The organism is Chloroflexota bacterium, assembly GCA_016235055.1.
Lineage (GTDB): Bacteria > Chloroflexota > Anaerolineae > JACRMK01 > JACRMK01 > JACRMK01.
This window is the reverse complement of sequence record JACRMK010000092.1, coordinates 15,409-32,935: the sequence shown is the minus strand read 5'-3', so window position 1 is coordinate 32,935 and position 17,527 is coordinate 15,409. Positions and strand designations below refer to the sequence as shown.

Sequence of the window (17,527 nt, the reverse complement as noted above, 5' to 3'; positions counted from 1 at the left end):
GACACCTGATCCCTGACCCCTGATCCCTGACACCCGATCCCCGACACCCGATCCCCGAAACCTGCTAATGCCGGAAATGCCGCGCGCCGGTGACGACCATCGCCATGCCCGCCTTGTTCGCTGCGGTGATCGAGTCGGCATCGCGCTTCGAGCCGCCTGGGTGCGCGACCGCCGTCACGCCCGCCAGTGCGGCCAACTGCACGCTGTCTTCGAACGGGAAGAACGCGTCGGACGCCATGACCGAGCCTTTCGCCCTCGCGCCCGCGCGCTCGACGGCGATCTTCACGCAGTCTACGCGGTTCGGTTGGCCGCCGCCGATGCCGACCGTGGCGGTGCCCTGCGCCAGCACGATCGAGTTGGATTTCACATGCTGGCAGGCGACCCAGGCGAAGCGCAAGGTGCGCATCTCATGGGCGGTCGGCTGCCGCTCGCTGACGACCTTCCACTCCGCGCCGGCCGGGTCGCCGCGGTCGATCGTCTGCCGCAGGATGCCGCGATTGACCGAGCGCCACTCGTGCAGCGGGTCGATCGCCAGGTTGGGCATCGACAGCAGGCGGCAGTTCTTGCGTTTCGCGAGCAGTTCGCGCGCTTCGGCGGTGAAGTTGGGCGCGGCGATGCATTCGACGAACAGGTCGCCCATCGCGCGCACGGTGTCGGCGTCGATGGCGCGGTTGGAGGCAATCACGCCGCCATAGGCTGAGATCGGGTCGGACGCCAGCGCGCCGGCGAACGCCTCGGCCGTCGTCGCGCCGGTGGCGATGCCGCACGGCGAGAGGTGCTTGACGATCACGATGCCCGGGTCGCTGAACATAACCGCGCCGCGCCACGCGGCGTCGAGGTCGAGGATATTGTTGTACGATAGTTCTTTGCCCTGCAGGAACGTGCCGCCGAGCGGTCCCTCGCCGGCGCGGTACGCGAACAGTTCGGCCTGCTGGTGCGGGTTCTCGCCGTAGCGCAGCCTCACCGGCGCGACGAGCCGCAGGTCGAGCGAGCCGTCGCCGCGCAGCCACGCCTGGATGGCGCTGTCGTAGTGCGCGGTGTGCGCGAACGCCTTCTGCGCGAGCCGCCGGCGCGTCTGCGCGGTCGTCGTGCCGCCGGCGCGCAGCTCGTCGACGATGGCGCCGTAATCGCCCGGCTCGCAGACGACGGTGACGCGCGCGAAGTTCTTGGCGGCCGCGCGCAGCAGCGCCACGCCGCCGATGTCGATCTGCTCGACCGCGTCGGGTTCGGTTACGCCCGGTTTGGCGACGGTCTCCTCGAACGGGTACAGGTTGACGGCGACCAGGTCGATCGGCGCGCTGTTGACGCGCGTCAGGTCGGCCGCGTCCTGCTCGCCGCGCGCCAGGATGCCGCCGTGCACGGCGGGATGCAGCGTCTTCACTCGCCCGTCGAGGATCTCGGGCGAACGGGTGAACGCCTCGACGGTCGTGACCGGCAGGCCGGCGCCAGCAATCGCTTTAGCGGTGCCGCCGCTGGCGATCAGTTCCCAGCCCAGTGTGCACAGCGCGTGGGCGAAATCGACGAGGCCGGTTTTGTCGTGGACGGAAATAAGTGCTCGGTAGGTCATGGGGTCTCCCAGGGAATGGTGCGGAGTTTCGAACAACCGGGGACATAGTATAACGGATGGCGGAGGTCTGCAAATGCGCGCCGATGGATGGCGGCCTAGGGTTCACCGTTCACTGTCCTTTTGCCGCCGCGCGTGGTAGAATCGTAGCCGACGGAGGCGAGAACGGACATGGGCCAGACATACGATGTGGCGGTGGTGGGCGCAGGCATTGTCGGGCTGGCGACAACGCTGGCGCTGCTGAAACGCAGGCCGGGACTGCGCATTACCGTGCTGGACAAAGAGGCGGAGGTGGCCGCGCACCAGACCGGACACAACAGCGGCGTGATTCATTCAGGCATCTACTACAAGCCGGGCTCGCTGAAGGCGAAGCTGTGCGTCAGCGGCGCGCGCCAGATGACCGTGTTCTGCGACGCGCACGGCATCAAGTACGAGCGCATCGGCAAGCTGATCGTCGCCACAGACGAACGCGAGATGCCGGCCCTGCAGACGCTGTCCGAGCGCGCCGTCGCCAACGGCGTGCCGGGTGTGACGTTCATCGGGCTGGAACGCATGCGCGATATTGAACCGCACGCACGCGGCGTGGCCGCGCTGCACTCGCCCAACACCGGCATCGTGGACTATAAGGAAGTGTCGCAGGCGATGCGCCGCGACGCCGAGGCTGCCGGCGCGACGTTTCAGATGGGCGCCGCCGTGCACGGGATTGCCCGCGCCGCCCCCGGCGTGCGCGTGCAGACCAGGCACGGCGAGGTCACGGCGAAGTACGTCGTGAACTGCGCCGGGCTGCACTGCGACGCCGTCGCGCGCATGTTCGGCGAACGGGTCGATGTGCGCGTCGTGCCGTTCCGCGGCGAGTACTATCTGATCAAGCCGGAAAAGCACGATCTGGTGCGCGGCCTGATCTACCCGGTGCCCGACCCGCGCTTCCCGTTCCTCGGCGTCCACTTCACGCGCACGGTGCACGGCGAAGTCGAGGCCGGTCCGAACGCGGTGCTGGCGTTCGCGCGCGAAGGCTACACCATGGGCCGCATCTCGCCCGGCGACCTGGCCGGCACGTTGACGTATGGCGGCTTCTGGAAGATGGCGGCCAAATACTGGCGCATGGGGCTGGGCGAGTTCCATCGCTCGTTCAGCAAGCGCGAATTCGTGCATTCGCTGCAGAAGATGGTGCCCGACATCGGCGAGGCCGACGTGTTCCGCGGCGGCGCGGGGGTGCGCGCGCAGGCGATCGATACGAACGGCGCGCTCGTGGACGATTTCCGCCTGGTCGAGACGCCGATCGCCCTGCACGTGCTCAATGCGCCGTCGCCCGCCGCGACAGCGAGCCTGGCGATCGGCGAGTACATCGCGGCGCGGGCGCAGATTTAGCCGCCCGCGCGCAGCGCGACCGGAGCGTATCCTGTGCAACAGATCATTGAGTGTGTGCCCAATTTCAGCGAGGGCCGGCGCGGCGAGGTCGTCGACGCCATCGTCGCGGCGATCACGTCGGTCGCGGGCGTCGTCCTGCTCGACCGCGAATCGGACGCCAGCCATAACCGCTCGGTCGTCACGTTCGTGGGCGATGCGGGGGCGGTGGCCGAGGCGGCGTTCCGGGGCTGCGCCAAAGCCGCCGAGTTGATCGACCTCGACGCGCACCGCGGGGAGCACCCGCGCATGGGCGCGACCGATGTCGTGCCGTTCATCCCCATTCGCGGCGCGACGACGGCCGACTGCGTGGCCATCGCCCGGCAGTTGGGCGAGCGTGTCGGGCGCGAGTTGGCGATCCCCGTCTATCTATATGAAGACGCGGCAACGCGCGAGGGTAACCGCAACCTCGCCGACGTGCGCCGTGGCGAGTACGAAGGCATCAGACGTGAGATCGAGACGAACCCCGACCGCGCGCCCGACTTCGGGCCGCGTGCACTCGCCAAGGCCGGGGCGGTCGCGATCGGCGCGCGCTTTCCGCTGATCGCCTACAACGTCAACCTCGGCACGCACGATCTGCAGATCGCGAAGGCGATTGCGAAGGCGGTGCGCTTCTCGTCCGGCGGGCTGCGCTACGTCAAAGCGCTCGGTATCGACCTCGCGGAACGCGGGCTGGTGCAGGTCTCCATGAACATGACCGACTACACGCAGACGCCGCTATTCCGCGCGTTCGACATGGTCAAGCGCGAGGCGGAGCGCTATGGCGTGCCGGTCGTCGAGAGCGAGATCGTCGGGCTGGTGCCGCAGGCGGCCCTGACCGCCGCCGCCGCGCAATACCTGCAACTACCGCACTTCTCCGCCGAACAGGTGCTCGAAGTGCGCCTGCAGTCCGCGTTGGCGCAGGCGGAAGCCGCACAGAGCCGCGCGACGTTCATCGATGCGCTGGCCGCGCCGCTGCCCGCGCCGGGCGGCGGCAGCGCGTCGGCGCACGCCGGGGCCATGGCGGCCGCGCTCGTGATGATGGTCGCCGGGCTGACGCTGACGAAGAAGTCGTACGCGGCCGTGCACTTGGCGATGCAGTCGATCCGCGATGAGGCGGGCGCGCTGAAGGATGCGCTGTCGGCGGCCGTGGACGAGGACGCGCAGGCGTATGGAGCCGTGCTGGCCGCGTACAAGCTGCCGAAAGAGTCGCTGGAGCGCGCGCCGGACATCGAGCGCGCCATGATGGGCGCGGCGGCGGTGCCGATGCGCGTGGCAGAGCAGTCGAACCGCGTGCGCGCGCTGGCACGCGACGTGCTTGAGCATGGCTTGAAGACGGCGCAGAGCGACTCGACCGTCGCCGGCTACATGGCCGAGGCGGCGATCAAGGGCGCGCTGCGCAACGTGCAGGAAAACCTCGGCGCGATCACCGATGCGGCGTTCGTGGCCGAGTACCGGGAGAGGGTGGAACGGGTTGAAGCGCTGATGTAACGGGCGCGCGTTTGCGCTGCCCCTCCTCAAGGAGGCGCCAATGGCCACCAGTCGCACTGTCCGCGCGCCGCGCGGCACGCAGATTTCGTGCAAGGGCTGGCAGCAGGAAGCTGCCCTGCGCATGCTGATGAACAACCTCGACCCCGAGGTGGCTGAGAAACCCGATGAGTTGATCGTGTACGGCGGGCGCGGCAAAGCGGCGCGTAACTGGGCCTGCTTCGACGCGATTGTGGCGGCCCTGCGCGCGTTGGAAGGCGACGAGACCTTGCTCGTCCAGTCCGGCAAGCCGGTCGCCGTCTTTCGCACCCACCCCGACGCCCCCCGCGTGCTGATCGCCAACACCAACATCGTGCCGGCCTGGGCGACGCAGGCCAACTTCGACCGCTGGGAGCGCGACGGCCTGATCATGTACGGCCAGATGACGGCCGGCTCGTGGATCTACATCGGCACACAGGGCATCCTGCAGGGCACCTACGAGACGCTCGGCGCGCTCGCGCAGAAGCACTTTGGCGGCACGCTGCGCGGGCGCTTCGTCTTGACGGCCGGACTGGGTGGCATGGGCGGCGCGCAGCCGCTGGCGATCACGATGAACGAGGGGGTCGGCCTGATCGTCGAGGTGGACCCGGCTCGCGCGGCGCGGCGGCTGGCCAATGGCTACATCGACGAGGTGACTGACAACCTCGAAGAGGCAATGACGAAGGTTGAGGACTACGTGCGCCGGCGCGAGCCGCGCTCCATCGGCCTGATCGCGAACGCCGCCGACGTCGTGCCCGAACTGGTGGCGCGCGGCGTCACCCCCGACGTCGTCACCGACCAGACGCCTGCGCACGATCCGCTGATGTATGTGCCGGAGCTGCCGCTCGACGAGGCGGTAGCGTTGCGCGCCAGCGACCCGGCTGCGTATCAGGCGCAGTCCGCCGAAGCGATGGCCAAGCACTGCGCCGCTATGCTGGAAATGCAGAAGCGCGGCGCGGTCGTGTTCGACTATGGCAATAACCTGCGCCAGCGCGCCTTCGATGCCGGCGTCGCGAACGCCTTCGATTACCCTGGTTTCGTGCCCGCCTACATCCGGCCGCTGTTCTGTGAGGGCAAGGGCCCGTTCCGCTGGGTGGCGCTCTCCGGCGACCCGCGCGACCTGTACCGCACCGACGAAGCGATCCTCGATCTGTTTCCGGAGAACGAGCACCTGGTCCGCTGGATCCGACTGGCGCGCGAGCGCGTGAAGTTTCAGGGGCTGCCGGCGCGGATCGGCTGGCTGGGCTACGGCGAGCGGGCGCGCGCCGGGCTGCTGTTCAACGAACTGGTCGCGCGCGGCGATGTATCCGCGCCGATCGTGATCGGGCGCGATCATCTGGACGCCGGGTCGGTCGCCTCGCCGCGCCGCGAGACGGAGAGCATGCGCGACGGCAGCGACGCGATCGCGGACTGGCCGCTGCTCAATGCGCTGATCAACGCAGTCGGCGGCGCGACGTGGGTCAGCATTCACCACGGCGGCGGCGTCGGCATCGGCTACGCGATCCACGCGGGGCAGGTCATTGTGGCCGATGGCACGCCCGAGGCGGCGCGCCGGTTGGAGCGCGTGCTGACGACCGATCCGGGTATGGGCGTCATCCGCCACGTCGATGCGGGCTACCCCGAGGCCGAAGCATTTGCGGCGCAGGCGGGAATCAAGGTGCCAATGGGTATGAGTCCCCTCCCCTGTTCGCCGGGTTTGCGAACGGGGGAGGGCTAGGGAGAGGGCCGGTGCCACCAAATACATGGCGATCGTCGCCAACAATCAGGTCGCGCGCGCATGCCCTGCGCGGCGCCATGCCATCTCCCGAGCAGCGGCTGTGGGCACAACTGAGGGCCGACCGGCTTGGCGGCTGGCACTTTCGTCGCCAGCACCCGGTCGGCCCCTACATCGTCGATTTTCTATGTGCAAAGGCATTGTTGGTGATTGAAGTCGATGGCGACAGTCATGCCGAGCAGGCTGTCTATGATGAAGAACGTACTCGCTGGCTCACGAGCGAGAAACACTATCGGGTCTTGCGGTTCACGAACCGTGCGGTGATGCAGAATCTTAATGGCGTGCTCGAGGCTATCCAAGAGGCGTTGGCACAACATCGCGACCAGCCCTCTCCCTAACCCTCCCCCGCGACGCAGAAACGGCGTCGCAAGGGAGGGGATTGGCGCACTTATTTCGTGGGGTGCGGAACGTACCGGCTGGCTCACGAGCGAGAAACTCTTCCGGGTCTTGCGGTTCACGAACCGTGCGGTAATGCAAAACCTGGAGGGCGTGCTTGATGCCATTCGGGCCGCTTTGGATGAGCACGGCGACCGGCCCTCTCCCTAACCCTCCCCCGCGACGCGCTGGTCAGCGGCTTCGCGCCGCTGACCGATAAGCGCGGCGGGGCCCGAAGCCCCGCCGCATCGCCGGCGTCGCAAGGGAGGGAACTGGCCGCTGATCGCGGCTGACCTATGGAGCAGAAGATGTCGATCATTGACCTGACTGGCTTCGACCTGACCATCGCGGACGTGGTTGCCGTGGCACGCCACGGAGCGCGCGTTGCGCCACTCGGCGACAGTGTTGTAGAGCGCATGACGGCCAGCGCGAATTGGGTCAAGTCCACGATCCTGCAGCACGACGAGCCGATCTACGGCGTCAACACCGGCTTCGGGCCGCTGGCGCGCGAGCGGGTTGCGCCGGCGCTGGCGCGCAAGCTGTCGCGCAACCTGATCCTCAACTGCCTCGCGGGCGTCGGCGATCCATTGCCGCGCGAAATTGTCCGCGCCATGATGCTGATTCGTGTCAACGTGCTGGCGCGCGGCCACTCCGGCGCGCGCCCGGTGCTGGCGCAGACGCTGATCGACATGCTGAACGCCGGCGTGACGCCGGTCGTGCCGGCGAAAGGCTCGCTCGGCGCGAGCGGCGACCTCGCGCCGCTCGCGCACATCGCCGTCGTGCTGACGTGCGATGAGGATGGCGGCGGGTACAGCGGCGAAGCGTGGTTCGGCGACGAGCGGATGACCGGCGCCGAAGCGATGGCGCGCGCAGGCCTCGCGCGGCTCGTGCCGGAGGCGAAAGAGGGGCTGGCGCTGACCAACGGCACCGGCTTCATGGCTGCCGCCGCCACGCTGGCGATACACGACGCCGCCAGCTTGCTCCAGCACGCCGAGATCGCCGCCGCGCTGACGCTCGAAGCGCTACTGGCACTCGACGAGCCGTTCCGGCCCGAATTGCACGCCGCCGCGAACCAGCCCGGCCAGCAGCAGGTCGCCGCGGACCTGCGCGCGCTGTACGCGGGCAGCCGCCTGATCAATGCACAGCCGGAGCGTGTGCAGGACGCGTACAGCCTGCGCTGCATTCCGCAGGTGCTCGGCCCGGTGCGCGACCTGCTGGGATTCCTGCGCGGGCGTGTCAGCGACACGCTCAATGCCTCGTTGGACAATCCGCTCCTGTTTGACGGGCCGGATGGCATGCACAAGCAGACCGGCGGCAACTTCCATGGGCAGGGACTGTCGATCTGGCTGAACTGCCTCGGCATGTCCATCGCCGCGGCGGGCAGCATTGCCGAGCGGCGCGTCTTCCGCACGCTGACGCCGGAGCTTAACGCGGGACTGCCGGCGATGCTCGTGCCGGCCAGCGGGATTGACAGCGGCCTGATGATCCCGCAGTACACGGCGGCCGCGCTCGTCAGCGACAACAAGACGCTGGCGCACCCCGACTGCGTGGACTCCATTCCCTCGTCGGGCAACCAGGAGGACTTCGTCAGCATGGGCGCGAACGCCGCGCGGCACTGTCTCGAGATCCTCGGCAACGTGCGGCGCATCATCGCCATCGAGTTGCTGACCGCCGCGCAGGCGGTGGACTTGCGCACAGACGGCCCGGCGCGGCTCGGGCGCGGCTCCGCAATTGCCTACCGGCTAGTGCGTGAGCGGGTGCGCTTCCTGCCGCACGACCGCGAGACTTCGCCGGATATCGAGTCGCTCGCTGCATTGATTCACGACGGAACACTGGCGCAGGCGGTGAGCGAAACGCTGGAGGAGGCGTGGACGTGGTGAAAGCCAGCGTGCTGATCGTCAATACGGGCGAGGTGCTAACTTGCGTGCCCGCGCCGGGCGACCCGGCGGGGCGCATCGCCAACGGCGTCGTCGCCATCGAGGGCGAGCGCATCGTGGCGGTCGGCACACTGGCCGGCGTCGCGGCGCAGGTGGACCTCTCGGGCGCGGCGCGGGTCGACGCCAAAGGCGGCGCGGTGGCGCCGGGCTTTGTCGACTGTCACACGCACCTCGTCTTCGGCGGCTCGCGCGCAGCGGAGTATGCCGCCCGCCTGACGCACTCGGCCGAGGAGGTGCGCGCACTCGGCATCCCAGCGGGCATCGGCGCGACCGTGGCGATGACGCGCGCGGAGAGCGACGCGCAGTTGGCGGCGAGCGCCGCCGCGCGCCTGCGCCGCATGTTCCGGCACGGCACGACGACGGTCGAGAGCAAGACCGGTTACGGTCTGACGCTGGCCGACGAACTGAAACTGCTGCGCGTCAACGCGGCACTGCAGGGCAGTCAGCCGGTGGATATCGTCAGCACCTTTCTCGGGGCGCATGCCTTCCCGCCGGACATGCCGCGCGAGCAGTACGTGGACCTGATCGTCAACGAGATGATTCCGGCGGTGGCCGCCGACCGGCTGGCCGAGTTCAACGACGTGTTCTGCGACGACGGCTACTTCACGGCGGCGCAGTCGCGGCGCATCCTCGCGGCGGGGCAGGCCGCCGGGCTGAAGCCGAAGATGCACCTCGACCAGTATGCGGAGATCGGCGGCGCGGCCGTGGCGCTGGAACTCGGCGCCGTCTCGGCCGACCATCTGAACTTCAGTACGCCTGATACGCTGAGGCGCTTCGCGCGCGCGAGTGTCGTTGGCGTCGCGACGCCGATGCTCGACTTCGCGGTCAAGCACCCGCGCCCGGCCAGTCCGCGCGCGATGCTGGATGCCGGTATGACGCTGGCGCTGGCGACCGACCTCTGCCCCGGCTGCTGGTGCGAGTCGATGGCGCTGGCGGTGCAATTCGCCTGCCGGACGGGCGGCCTGTCGCCCGCCGAGGCGCTGCAGGCGGCGACCGCCGGCGCGGCCCGCGCGCTGGCGCTGGACGACCACGGCATGCTCGCGCCCGGCATGCTGGCCGACATGCAAATCTGGAATATCCCGTCGCTTGAGGAGTTCGTGTACCGGCTCGGCCATCAGTCCGTGAGCGCGGTCGTCAAACGCGGCACGGTGTATCAGTTCATCGCGGAAACATCATGACACTGCGCAAGAAAGCACTGCTGATCATCGGCCTGCTGCAGGCCGCCATCATCGTCGCGCTGCTGCTCGGCGCGCGCGCCCTGTTGCTGGGCAACTATGCGCGCCTCGAAGAGCGCGAGGCCAGGCAGGACGTGCAGCGCGCGCTGAACGCGTTGAACGACGACGTGGCGACGCTGAGCGCGACCGCCGCCAACTTTGCGGCCGACGACGAGCTGTTCGCCTACATGCAGGTCGCCTCGCCGCTCGACATCGTGCCGCAGCGCATCTTCGTGGCGCCGGCGTTCGCGGCCGGGCAGTTCAACCTGGCCGTGCTGCTCAATGCGGCCGGACGATCGATCTTCACAAAGGCCGTCGACCTGGAGACCCGGCAGGAGACCAAACCGCTGACGCGCACGCTCAACCTGTTGATCGCCAACCCTGTGCTGCTGCAACTGCCGAAAACAGACGGCGGCGTGTCCGGTCTGCTCGTGCTGCCGGATGGCCCGGTTATGGTCGCCAGTCGCCCGGTATTGACCGGACGCTTCAGCGGCCCGCCGCGCGGCACGCTGATTCTGGCGCGCGACGTGAACGAGGCGGCAATCAAGCGGCTGAACGACGTCACGCGCCTGTCGTTCACGCTCCAGCGCATCAAGCCCGATGCGCCGGCGGCCGCGCGCGACGACGGCGGCGTGCTGGTGCGCGTCGTGGATGCCGACCGGCTAGTGGGCGCGGCAGCCATCAAGGATATTGGCGGGCAGGCGGCGCTGGCGCTCCAGGTGAACCTCAAGCGCGAACTGTTCAAACAGGGACAGGCCGACGTGCTGCTGCTGACGATCGTGCTGGCGCTCTCCGGCCTTGTGCTCGCGGCGGCGGTGCTCGCGATCCTGGAGCGGCTGGTGCTCTCGCCGGTGGCACACTTGAGCGCCGATGTGGCGCAGATCGGCGCGGCGGGCGACTTCAGCGCGCGCGTGCGCGTCAAGAGCCGCGACGAGATCGGGCGGCTGTCCGGCGCGGTCAATACGATGCTCGCCTCGCTGGCCGGCCTGAAGCAGCAGGTCGATGCCGAGCACGCGCGGGCCGAGAACTTGCTGATCAACATCCTGCCGAAGCCGATTGCCGAGCGGCTCAAGCGCGACTCGCGCACGATCGCCGACAGCTATGCGGAGGCCACGGTGCTGTTTTCCGACATCGTCGGCTTCACGGCGCTGTCGGCCGGCCGCCCGCCGGAAGAGACGGTGCAGTTGCTCAACGAGGTCTTCTCGGCGTTCGATGAACTGGCGCGCAAGCACCGACTGGAGAAGATCAAGACGATCGGGGACTCGTATATGGTGGTCGGCGGACTGCCAGAGGAGCGGGCCGACCACGTCGAAGCGGTGGCCGACCTCGCGCTGGAGATGCACGCCGAACTGGCGCGGCTCAACGCCGTCAAGGGGCAGGACCTGCGCGTTCGTACCGGCATGAACACCGGACCGGTGGTTGCCGGCGTGATCGGCACACACAAGTTCATCTATGATCTGTGGGGCGACACGGTCAACACGGCCAGCCGCATGGAGTCGCATAGTGTGGCGGACTGCATCCAGGTGACCGAGGCGGTTTACGACCGCCTGAAGGACAAGTACGTAATGGACGACCGCGGCATCATCGACGTGAAGAGCAAGGGGCCAATGCACACCTACTGGCTGCGGGGCCGGAAGGACAACGGACAAACGGACTTGTCAGCAGATGGATAACGGATGAACGGATAATAGAGTAGGAGGTAGCGGGCAAACGGGCGAAGGTCGCGCTTCGCAGAAAAGCCCGAAGGGTTTGCCAAACCCTTCGGGTCTCACTTTTGGTCCACCTGCACCCAATCCAACGCGACGCTCAATCGCCGCGCGTCGGTACTCCCCGCGAGCATCTCGGCGGGCGCGGTACTCTTTGAAGCGGTCAGCACGAGCTCATTGAGCCCGCTTGTCAGCACGCGCGCGGGCAGTACGACCGTATACTCGCCCCAGCCATCGGTGAGCGTGAGCGGCGCGCCGATCGTTTCGCCGTTGATGCGCACGCTGAGCGTCTGCGGCGGTCGGCCCGCATAGCTGAATGGCGCGGCGCGGATGGTCAGTGTGTAATCGCCGGCCACGCGCAGCGGCACGAACAGCCGTCCCTCCGTGCCGATCAGCCAGTTCGCGCTCGCGCCGTCGATCGTCTCGTCCGCACCCCAGCCTTCGCCGCGATTGAGCGACGACGTGACTGCGCCAAAGTCGATCCGCATGCTGGTGCGCGGCGCGGACTGGTTGACGCGATAGACGATCAGCCCGTCGCGCTCCTCTACCAAATCAATGTCGAACATATCCCGGACGTAGTCAAGCACGCGTTGGCGGGTCGCGTCGTAGGGCGTTGGCGCGCTGGCCGGCGGGTGAATGATGATGTAGCGCAGATCGTAGAAGTACGCCAGTTCGGCGGCCAGCGCCCGGTCGCGCGCGCCGTCGATCTTAGGCAGGCGCCCTTCGGATTCCTGCACGGCGATTGCGTTCAGGATCGGATGGCGCAGGAAGTAATCGAACAGGAACGATGGCGTGCGCGCGACGAACCCGCTGATCAGGCGCTTGCCGTGGACGGTCTGGTAATACTGCAACTGCGTGTTCTCGGTGCCCTGCGGCCCGTAGCCGGAGCGCCAGCCGAGCGGGATGTCCATGACCGTGAAGTCGCCCGGCTCGGCAGCGATCTGCGCGTAGATCGCCGGCACGCGCGCATCAGACAGCGGCAGGGGCATGAGAGCGTGCTCGAATGTGACAAGCGCGACGACGGCAGCGAGGGCGATGGCCGCTGCCATGCCGCTGAGGCGGATGCGCTGTCGAAGCCAGAGCACACCGTACCCGGCCAGCATCGCCAGCGCCAGCACCGCGACGACGCCGAATCGCTGTGGCACGCGCAGTCCGTTCAGCACCGGCAGGTAGTGCAGTACGATATACGGCAGCCCCGCCGCCACCTGCATGCCGTCGAGGTCGAAGACCGTCTGGCCGTCGATGTGCGCGATCGGCCCCCATGACAGCACGATCAGCGCGAGCGCCAGTCCCGCCCAGATGCGTGCGCGGCGGTAAGCCAGCGCGCCGAGCATGGCCAGCGCCAGTACGCCCCAGCCGATGTTGAACGTATTGACCGAGCCGAAGCGTGCCGCGTTGGTCAGCGCCTGCTGCCACTCGCGCGGCCAGTCGTGCGTGCCGAACAGCGGGTGCAGTGTGCTCGGCACGAGCATGCCGGCGATATCCACCGATGTGACCGGTGCGCCGCCCCAGTATTGTGGGATGTACTTCGGATCGAACGATTCGCGCAGGGTCGGGACGACGTACGGCGCGGTCATGACGGCCATCAACGCCACGCTGCCCACAATCGCGACCGCGCCGCGCCAAACACTGAAGCCAATCGATGAATCTAAGGAGCCGGTACTACCCCCACCCCTGCCCTCCCCCGTTTGCACCGGCTGCAAACAGGGGAGGGGGTTTGATCCTTCTCCTGCGACGCCGTTGGGTGAGCCTGTCGAACCCCGTCGCGCGGGACGGTTAGAGAGGCGGCGAGTCAACGACGCGAACGCCCAATACAGCCCTGCGACCAGCACCGCCATCACGGCGAGCGATAGCTCGGTCAGCAGGCAGAGCGCCAGGAACAGCCCGGCCAGGACGACTGCTCTGGCCGTGCTACGCGCGCTCGTTGCGGGACGTGATGCCCTGAGCACATATAGAAGGTAGAACGGAACGAACTGCGTGGCGAAGAAGTTGTGGTGGCCCAGCACGAGGAACATGAACCGCTGTGTGGTAAACGCATACACGACGCCCGCGACGAACGCGGCGGCGCGCGCGTGCGGCCCGGCCGCGCCCAGAACGCCGAGCGCCAGCAGGTACGCGCCGTAGCCGCACAGCGCCAGCGACGCGATCAGCAGCAGATTGCTGGCCGCGACGGGCGGCATCCACGCCAGCAGTGGCAAGGCGGTCAGCGCCTGCCAGAGCGTGCTGGTGTGCAGGGCGAGGTTTGCGCCGAGCGGCGCAAACAGCCGGTCGGTGACGAGCGGGTTACTGTTCAGCCACAGCGCGGCGCGCTGGAACCACCAGAGGTTCCAGACCATCGAGAAGCCGTCGTACGTCCACGCCTCGCCGCCGGGCGTCTGCGTGGTCAGCCCGGCCGCCAGCGGCCAGGTGAATGCGACGGCCAGCGCGAGGTATGCGGCGGGGACGGTCAGCGCGCGGCGCATGGATCGGTGCCGCCGAGCATGTGTCTCAGGCGCCCATGCGCGCGGCGCGCGCCATCAACTGGTAGGTGCGCTCGAACGCCTCCGGATCGTCGCGCACAACATACGGCGCGGCGATGAAATCGGTCGCGCCGATCGCCGCGAGATGCTGCACCTGGGCCATGACCTCGTCTTCGCTGCCGATGATCGCCACGTCGGCCGGGTCGGCCGCGCCGTCCTTGTCGAGGATTGCCCGGTACGACGGCAGCCGCCCGTACATGGCGAAACCCTTCGACGCCGAGGTACGCGCGGCATCGCGCTGGCTCGTGACGGCGACCGGCAGACCGACGACAATGCGCGGGGCGGGACGCCCGCCGTCCTGCGCCGCCTTGCGGATCACCGGGATGGCGCTCGTCTCCAGGTATTTCGCGCCGCCCATCCAGGTGATCGTGCCGTCGGACAGCCGTCCGGCCAGGCGCAGCATCTGCTCGCCGAGCGCGGCGACGATGACCGGCGGTTTGGTCGCGCCGGGTACGCCAATCTGCGTATTGGCGATGCGGTACTCCTCGCCCTGGAAGCTGGTCGGCTGGCCGGCCAGCGCGTCATTCAGCACCGTCAGGTACTCGCGCATGTGCCGCACCGGCTTCGAGAAGTCGAGGCCGAGCATGCCCTCGATGACGACCCGGTGACTCAATCCGATGCCGAGCGCCAGCCTGTTCTGCGACGCCGCCTGCGCCGTGAGCGCCTGCTGGGCCAGCGCGACCGGGTGGCGCGGGTAGGTCGGCACGACGGCGGTGCCGAGCTCGATCCGATGCGTCGCGCGCCCGGCCAGCGCCAGCACGATCAGCGCGTCGTGGTTGAAGATGTTGGCCGTCCACGCCGACGCGAAGCCGTCCTGCTCGGCGCGGGTGATCTGGTTCAGCAAGTCGTCGATGCTGTCGCGCGATGATAGTCCGGCAAATAGACCGATGCGCATAGGTAGCTCCTTTAGTCACTAGCCGCTAGTTGCTAGTCGCTAACCGGGGTGTTAAAATCACGCTCTGACTTTCGGGTCAATTGTGCCGATTATATCGCGACTGGTCGCTGGCGGCTAGTCGCCCTGCGCCGGGGGTGCTTCGATGCCATTCTTCCTGGGAGCGTTGCTGGGCGGGATCGTGCTGGGGGGCGCAGCGTTCGCGCTGCTGCGCGTGTTCATGCGCCGCTCGTTGCCGCAAGTGAATGGCAACATCAAACTGGCGGGGCTTGCCGCGCCGGTCGAGATTATCCGCGACCGCTGGGGCGTGCCGCACATCTACGCGCAAAGCCTCGCCGATGCGGTGTATGCGCAAGGGTTCGCACACGCGCAGGACCGCCTCTGGCAGTTGGAGCTCAACCGGCGGATCGGGCATGGGCGGCTCGCGGAACTGTTCGGCGAGATCGCGTACGGCACCGACCATTTTATCCGCACCGTCGGTTTCTCGCGCGCCGCGCAGAACGACCTCGCGCAGTTGGATGACGAGTCGCGGCGGCTGCTCGACGCGTACACGCGCGGCGTCAACGCCGGCATGGCGCAGGCGCGCGCCAAATTGCCGCTGGAGTTTACGCTGCTGCGCCACACGCCGGAACCGTGGACCCCTCTCGACTCGGTCGTCTACACAAAGGTCATGGCGTGGGCGCTCTCCTGCAACTGGGACATGGAGATCCTCAACGCCGCGATGATCGGCAAGCTCGGGCCGCAGCGCGCCGCCCGGCTGGTGGGCGACTATCACGCAGATAACCCAATCATCGTGCCGGAGCAGACGTATGCCGCGCTGGCGCGCGACGTGATCGCGCACTTTGAGGAGGCGCACCACCACCTGCCGCTTGGCGGGCTCGACGGCATGAGCAACAACTGGGTCGTCGATGGCGCGAAGTCGGCGACCGGCAAGCCGCTGCTGGCCAACGACCCGCACCTCGCGCTGCAGATGCCGTCGATCTGGTACGAAGTGCACCTGTCGACGCCGGAGACCGAGGTGACCGGCGTCTCGTTCCCCGGCACGCCGTTCGTCGTCATCGGGCATAACCGCGAAATCGCCTGGGGCTTCACCAACGGCTTCCCGGATGTGCAGGATATCTACATCGAGAAGTTCAACCCGGCCAACCCGGCCGAGTACGAATTCAAGGGCCAGTGGGAGCCGGCAACGATCATCAAAGAGGAAATCCGCGTCAAGGGCGAGGCCGCGCCGCGCGTGGTCGAGATCGTCCAGACGCGCCACGGCCCGATTATTAACCACCTGACGCCGCTGACCGCCGGGCGCGACAACTTCGCGCTGGCGTTCCGCTGGACGGCGCATGAGCCGGCGAACATCCTGCGCGCGATCGCCGGCATGAACCGCGCGACCGATTGGCCGGGCTTCTGCGAAGCGATCCGCGACTGGTCGGTGCCGGCACAGAACATGGTGTACGCCGACCGCGCCGGCAACATCGGCTACTACATGCCGGGCAAGGTGCCGATCCGCGCGCGCGGCATCGGCGCGTCGCCGGTGCCGGGCTGGACCGGCGAATACGAGTGGACGGGCTGGATCCCGCATGAGGAGATGCCGCATGCGTTCAACCCGGCGCAGCACTATATCGCCACGGCCAACAACCAGGTCGTCGGGCAGGAGTATCCGCACTTCCTGACCACGGCGTACATGAACGGCTTTCGCGCGCGCCGCATCGTCGATCAACTAACCGCCCAGGACAAGCTGAGCGCCGACGATTTCGCCCGCATCCAGGTCGACCTGTATTGCGAGCCGGCGCGGGTGTTCTGCGGCCTGCTGCGCGGCCTTGAGTTGGCCGACGCCGACCAGCGCGCCGCACTGGAGCGACTGGCCGGCTGGGACTATTTCGCGACGAAGGACTCCGTGCCCGCCGCGCTGTTTGAACTGGCGCAGCACTTCGCGATGAAGCGCGTGTTCGGCCCCTGGCTGTGCGAGCTGACCGACTACTACCTCGGCGTCGGCTTTCACCCGCTGCTGGCCACATTCAGCCCCTATCACGACCGCAGCCTGGTGACGCTGCAGCGCATTCTGGTGGACAACGAGATCGACTGGTTCGAGGATGCCGCCGAACAGCCATTATCGCGCGAGCAGATTCTCTCGGCGGCGATCGCCGACGCCGTTGCGTATCTCAAGAAGGCGGTCGGCCCGGATATGTCGCGCTGGACATGGGGACGCATCCATCAGGCTGCGTTCAATCACACGCTCGGCGCGCAGAAGCCGCTTGACCGCATCTTCAATCGCGGCCCGTACCCGTACGGCGGCGACACGAACACGGTCTGGCAGGCAGCCTTCGTGCCGCAACTGCCGATCGCGCCGGGCGGCGGCAGTGCTTCCTGGCGGCAGATCATCGACGTGAGCGACTGGGACGCGTCGCGCGCCGTGCACACGACCGGCCAGTCCGGGCACCCGGCCAGCAAGCACTACGACGATATGATCCCCATGTGGCTGAACGGCGACTACCACCCGATGCTCTGGGCACGCGAGCGCGTCGAGGCTCACGCCGAGTCGCGCTTGACGCTCACGCCGTAGCAGGCTGGATAATCAACTATGCTATCTCGTTATTTCGGCGTATCCGAACTGCTCGTCATCATCCTGCTGGTGCTGCTGATGTTTGCGCTGGCCTGGATAC

At 67.9% G+C, this 17,527-nt stretch carries 12 protein-coding genes; 9 read left to right on the top strand and 3 right to left on the bottom strand.

The features are described from left to right. Nucleotides 1-64: 64 nt before the first annotated feature. Nucleotides 65-1,567, bottom strand: coding sequence for a bifunctional phosphoribosylaminoimidazolecarboxamide formyltransferase/IMP cyclohydrolase (gene purH, locus HZB53_21150; protein ID MBI5880165.1), 1,503 nt, complete (start codon nucleotides 1,565-1,567; stop codon nucleotides 65-67). Nucleotides 1,568-1,735: 168 nt separating this feature from the next. Between purH and lhgO the strand changes: the two genes are divergently transcribed. The 8 genes from lhgO (at nucleotide 1,736) to HZB53_21110 (ending at nucleotide 11,426) form a co-directional block, all read left to right on the top strand. After that, the gene (gene lhgO, locus HZB53_21145; GenBank protein MBI5880164.1) at nucleotides 1,736-2,932 is read left to right on the top strand and encodes an L-2-hydroxyglutarate oxidase; all 1,197 of its coding nucleotides are present in this window, start codon (nucleotides 1,736-1,738) and stop codon (nucleotides 2,930-2,932) included. A gap of 33 nt (nucleotides 2,933-2,965) precedes the next feature. After that, on the top strand, nucleotides 2,966-4,438 hold the full coding sequence (gene ftcD / locus HZB53_21140) for a glutamate formimidoyltransferase (protein MBI5880163.1): 1,473 nt from the start codon (nucleotides 2,966-2,968) through the stop codon (nucleotides 4,436-4,438). 40 nt (nucleotides 4,439-4,478) lie between these two features. Beyond that, nucleotides 4,479-6,170 carry a urocanate hydratase gene (hutU, locus tag HZB53_21135; protein MBI5880162.1) on the top strand — a complete coding sequence of 564 codons (1,692 nt, stop codon included), beginning with the start codon at nucleotides 4,479-4,481 and terminating at the stop codon, nucleotides 6,168-6,170. Between the two features lie 77 nt (nucleotides 6,171-6,247). Beyond that, on the top strand, nucleotides 6,248-6,565 hold the full coding sequence (locus HZB53_21130; GenBank protein ID MBI5880161.1) for an endonuclease domain-containing protein: 318 nt from the start codon (nucleotides 6,248-6,250) through the stop codon (nucleotides 6,563-6,565). Further along, nucleotides 6,504-6,773 carry a DUF559 domain-containing protein gene (locus HZB53_21125; protein ID MBI5880160.1) on the top strand — a complete coding sequence of 90 codons (270 nt, stop codon included), beginning with the start codon at nucleotides 6,504-6,506 and terminating at the stop codon, nucleotides 6,771-6,773. Before HZB53_21130 ends, HZB53_21125 begins: the two co-directional genes overlap by 62 nt. Before the next feature lie 137 nt (nucleotides 6,774-6,910). Continuing rightward, nucleotides 6,911-8,482 carry a histidine ammonia-lyase gene (locus HZB53_21120; protein MBI5880159.1) on the top strand — a complete coding sequence of 524 codons (1,572 nt, stop codon included), beginning with the start codon at nucleotides 6,911-6,913 and terminating at the stop codon, nucleotides 8,480-8,482. Further along, the gene (locus HZB53_21115; GenBank protein MBI5880158.1) at nucleotides 8,470-9,717 is read left to right on the top strand and encodes an imidazolonepropionase; all 1,248 of its coding nucleotides are present in this window, start codon (nucleotides 8,470-8,472) and stop codon (nucleotides 9,715-9,717) included. The genes HZB53_21120 and HZB53_21115 overlap by 13 nt, the downstream gene beginning before the upstream one ends. Then, nucleotides 9,714-11,426, top strand: a complete 1,713-nt coding sequence (locus tag HZB53_21110) for a HAMP domain-containing protein (protein ID MBI5880157.1) — start codon at nucleotides 9,714-9,716, stop codon at nucleotides 11,424-11,426. The genes HZB53_21115 and HZB53_21110 overlap by 4 nt, the downstream gene beginning before the upstream one ends. A 95-nt stretch (nucleotides 11,427-11,521) precedes the next feature. Here the strand turns inward: HZB53_21110 and HZB53_21105 are convergent, their stop codons facing one another. After that, nucleotides 11,522-13,921: a hypothetical protein gene (locus tag HZB53_21105; protein ID MBI5880156.1), complete on the bottom strand. Its 2,400-nt coding sequence runs from the start codon at nucleotides 13,919-13,921 to the stop codon at nucleotides 11,522-11,524. A gap of 25 nt (nucleotides 13,922-13,946) precedes the next feature. Further along, entirely contained in the window at nucleotides 13,947-14,873 is a 927-nt protein-coding gene (locus tag HZB53_21100; GenBank protein MBI5880155.1) for a TIGR03564 family F420-dependent LLM class oxidoreductase, read from the bottom strand. A 142-nt stretch (nucleotides 14,874-15,015) separates the two neighbouring features. Between HZB53_21100 and HZB53_21095 the strand changes: the two genes are divergently transcribed. Continuing rightward, on the top strand, nucleotides 15,016-17,427 hold the full coding sequence (locus HZB53_21095) for a penicillin acylase family protein (protein MBI5880154.1): 2,412 nt from the start codon (nucleotides 15,016-15,018) through the stop codon (nucleotides 17,425-17,427). Nucleotides 17,428-17,527 lie beyond the last annotated feature (100 nt).

Coding starts and splice junctions, on each gene's coding strand:
- HZB53_21105 (MBI5880156.1), bottom strand. CDS start 13,921: ATGCGCCGCGCGCTGACCGTCCCCGCCGCATACCTCGCGCTGGCCGTC.
- HZB53_21110 (MBI5880157.1), top strand. CDS start 9,714: ATGACACTGCGCAAGAAAGCACTGCTGATCATCGGCCTGCTGCAGGCC.
- purH (MBI5880165.1), bottom strand. CDS start 1,567: ATGACCTACCGAGCACTTATTTCCGTCCACGACAAAACCGGCCTCGTC.
- lhgO (MBI5880164.1), top strand. CDS start 1,736: ATGGGCCAGACATACGATGTGGCGGTGGTGGGCGCAGGCATTGTCGGG.
- hutU (MBI5880162.1), top strand. CDS start 4,479: ATGGCCACCAGTCGCACTGTCCGCGCGCCGCGCGGCACGCAGATTTCG.
- HZB53_21100 (MBI5880155.1), bottom strand. CDS start 14,873: ATGCGCATCGGTCTATTTGCCGGACTATCATCGCGCGACAGCATCGAC.
- HZB53_21095 (MBI5880154.1), top strand. CDS start 15,016: ATGCCATTCTTCCTGGGAGCGTTGCTGGGCGGGATCGTGCTGGGGGGC.
- HZB53_21130 (MBI5880161.1), top strand. CDS start 6,248: ATGCCATCTCCCGAGCAGCGGCTGTGGGCACAACTGAGGGCCGACCGG.
- HZB53_21120 (MBI5880159.1), top strand. CDS start 6,911: ATGTCGATCATTGACCTGACTGGCTTCGACCTGACCATCGCGGACGTG.
- HZB53_21125 (MBI5880160.1), top strand. CDS start 6,504: ATGGCGTGCTCGAGGCTATCCAAGAGGCGTTGGCACAACATCGCGACC.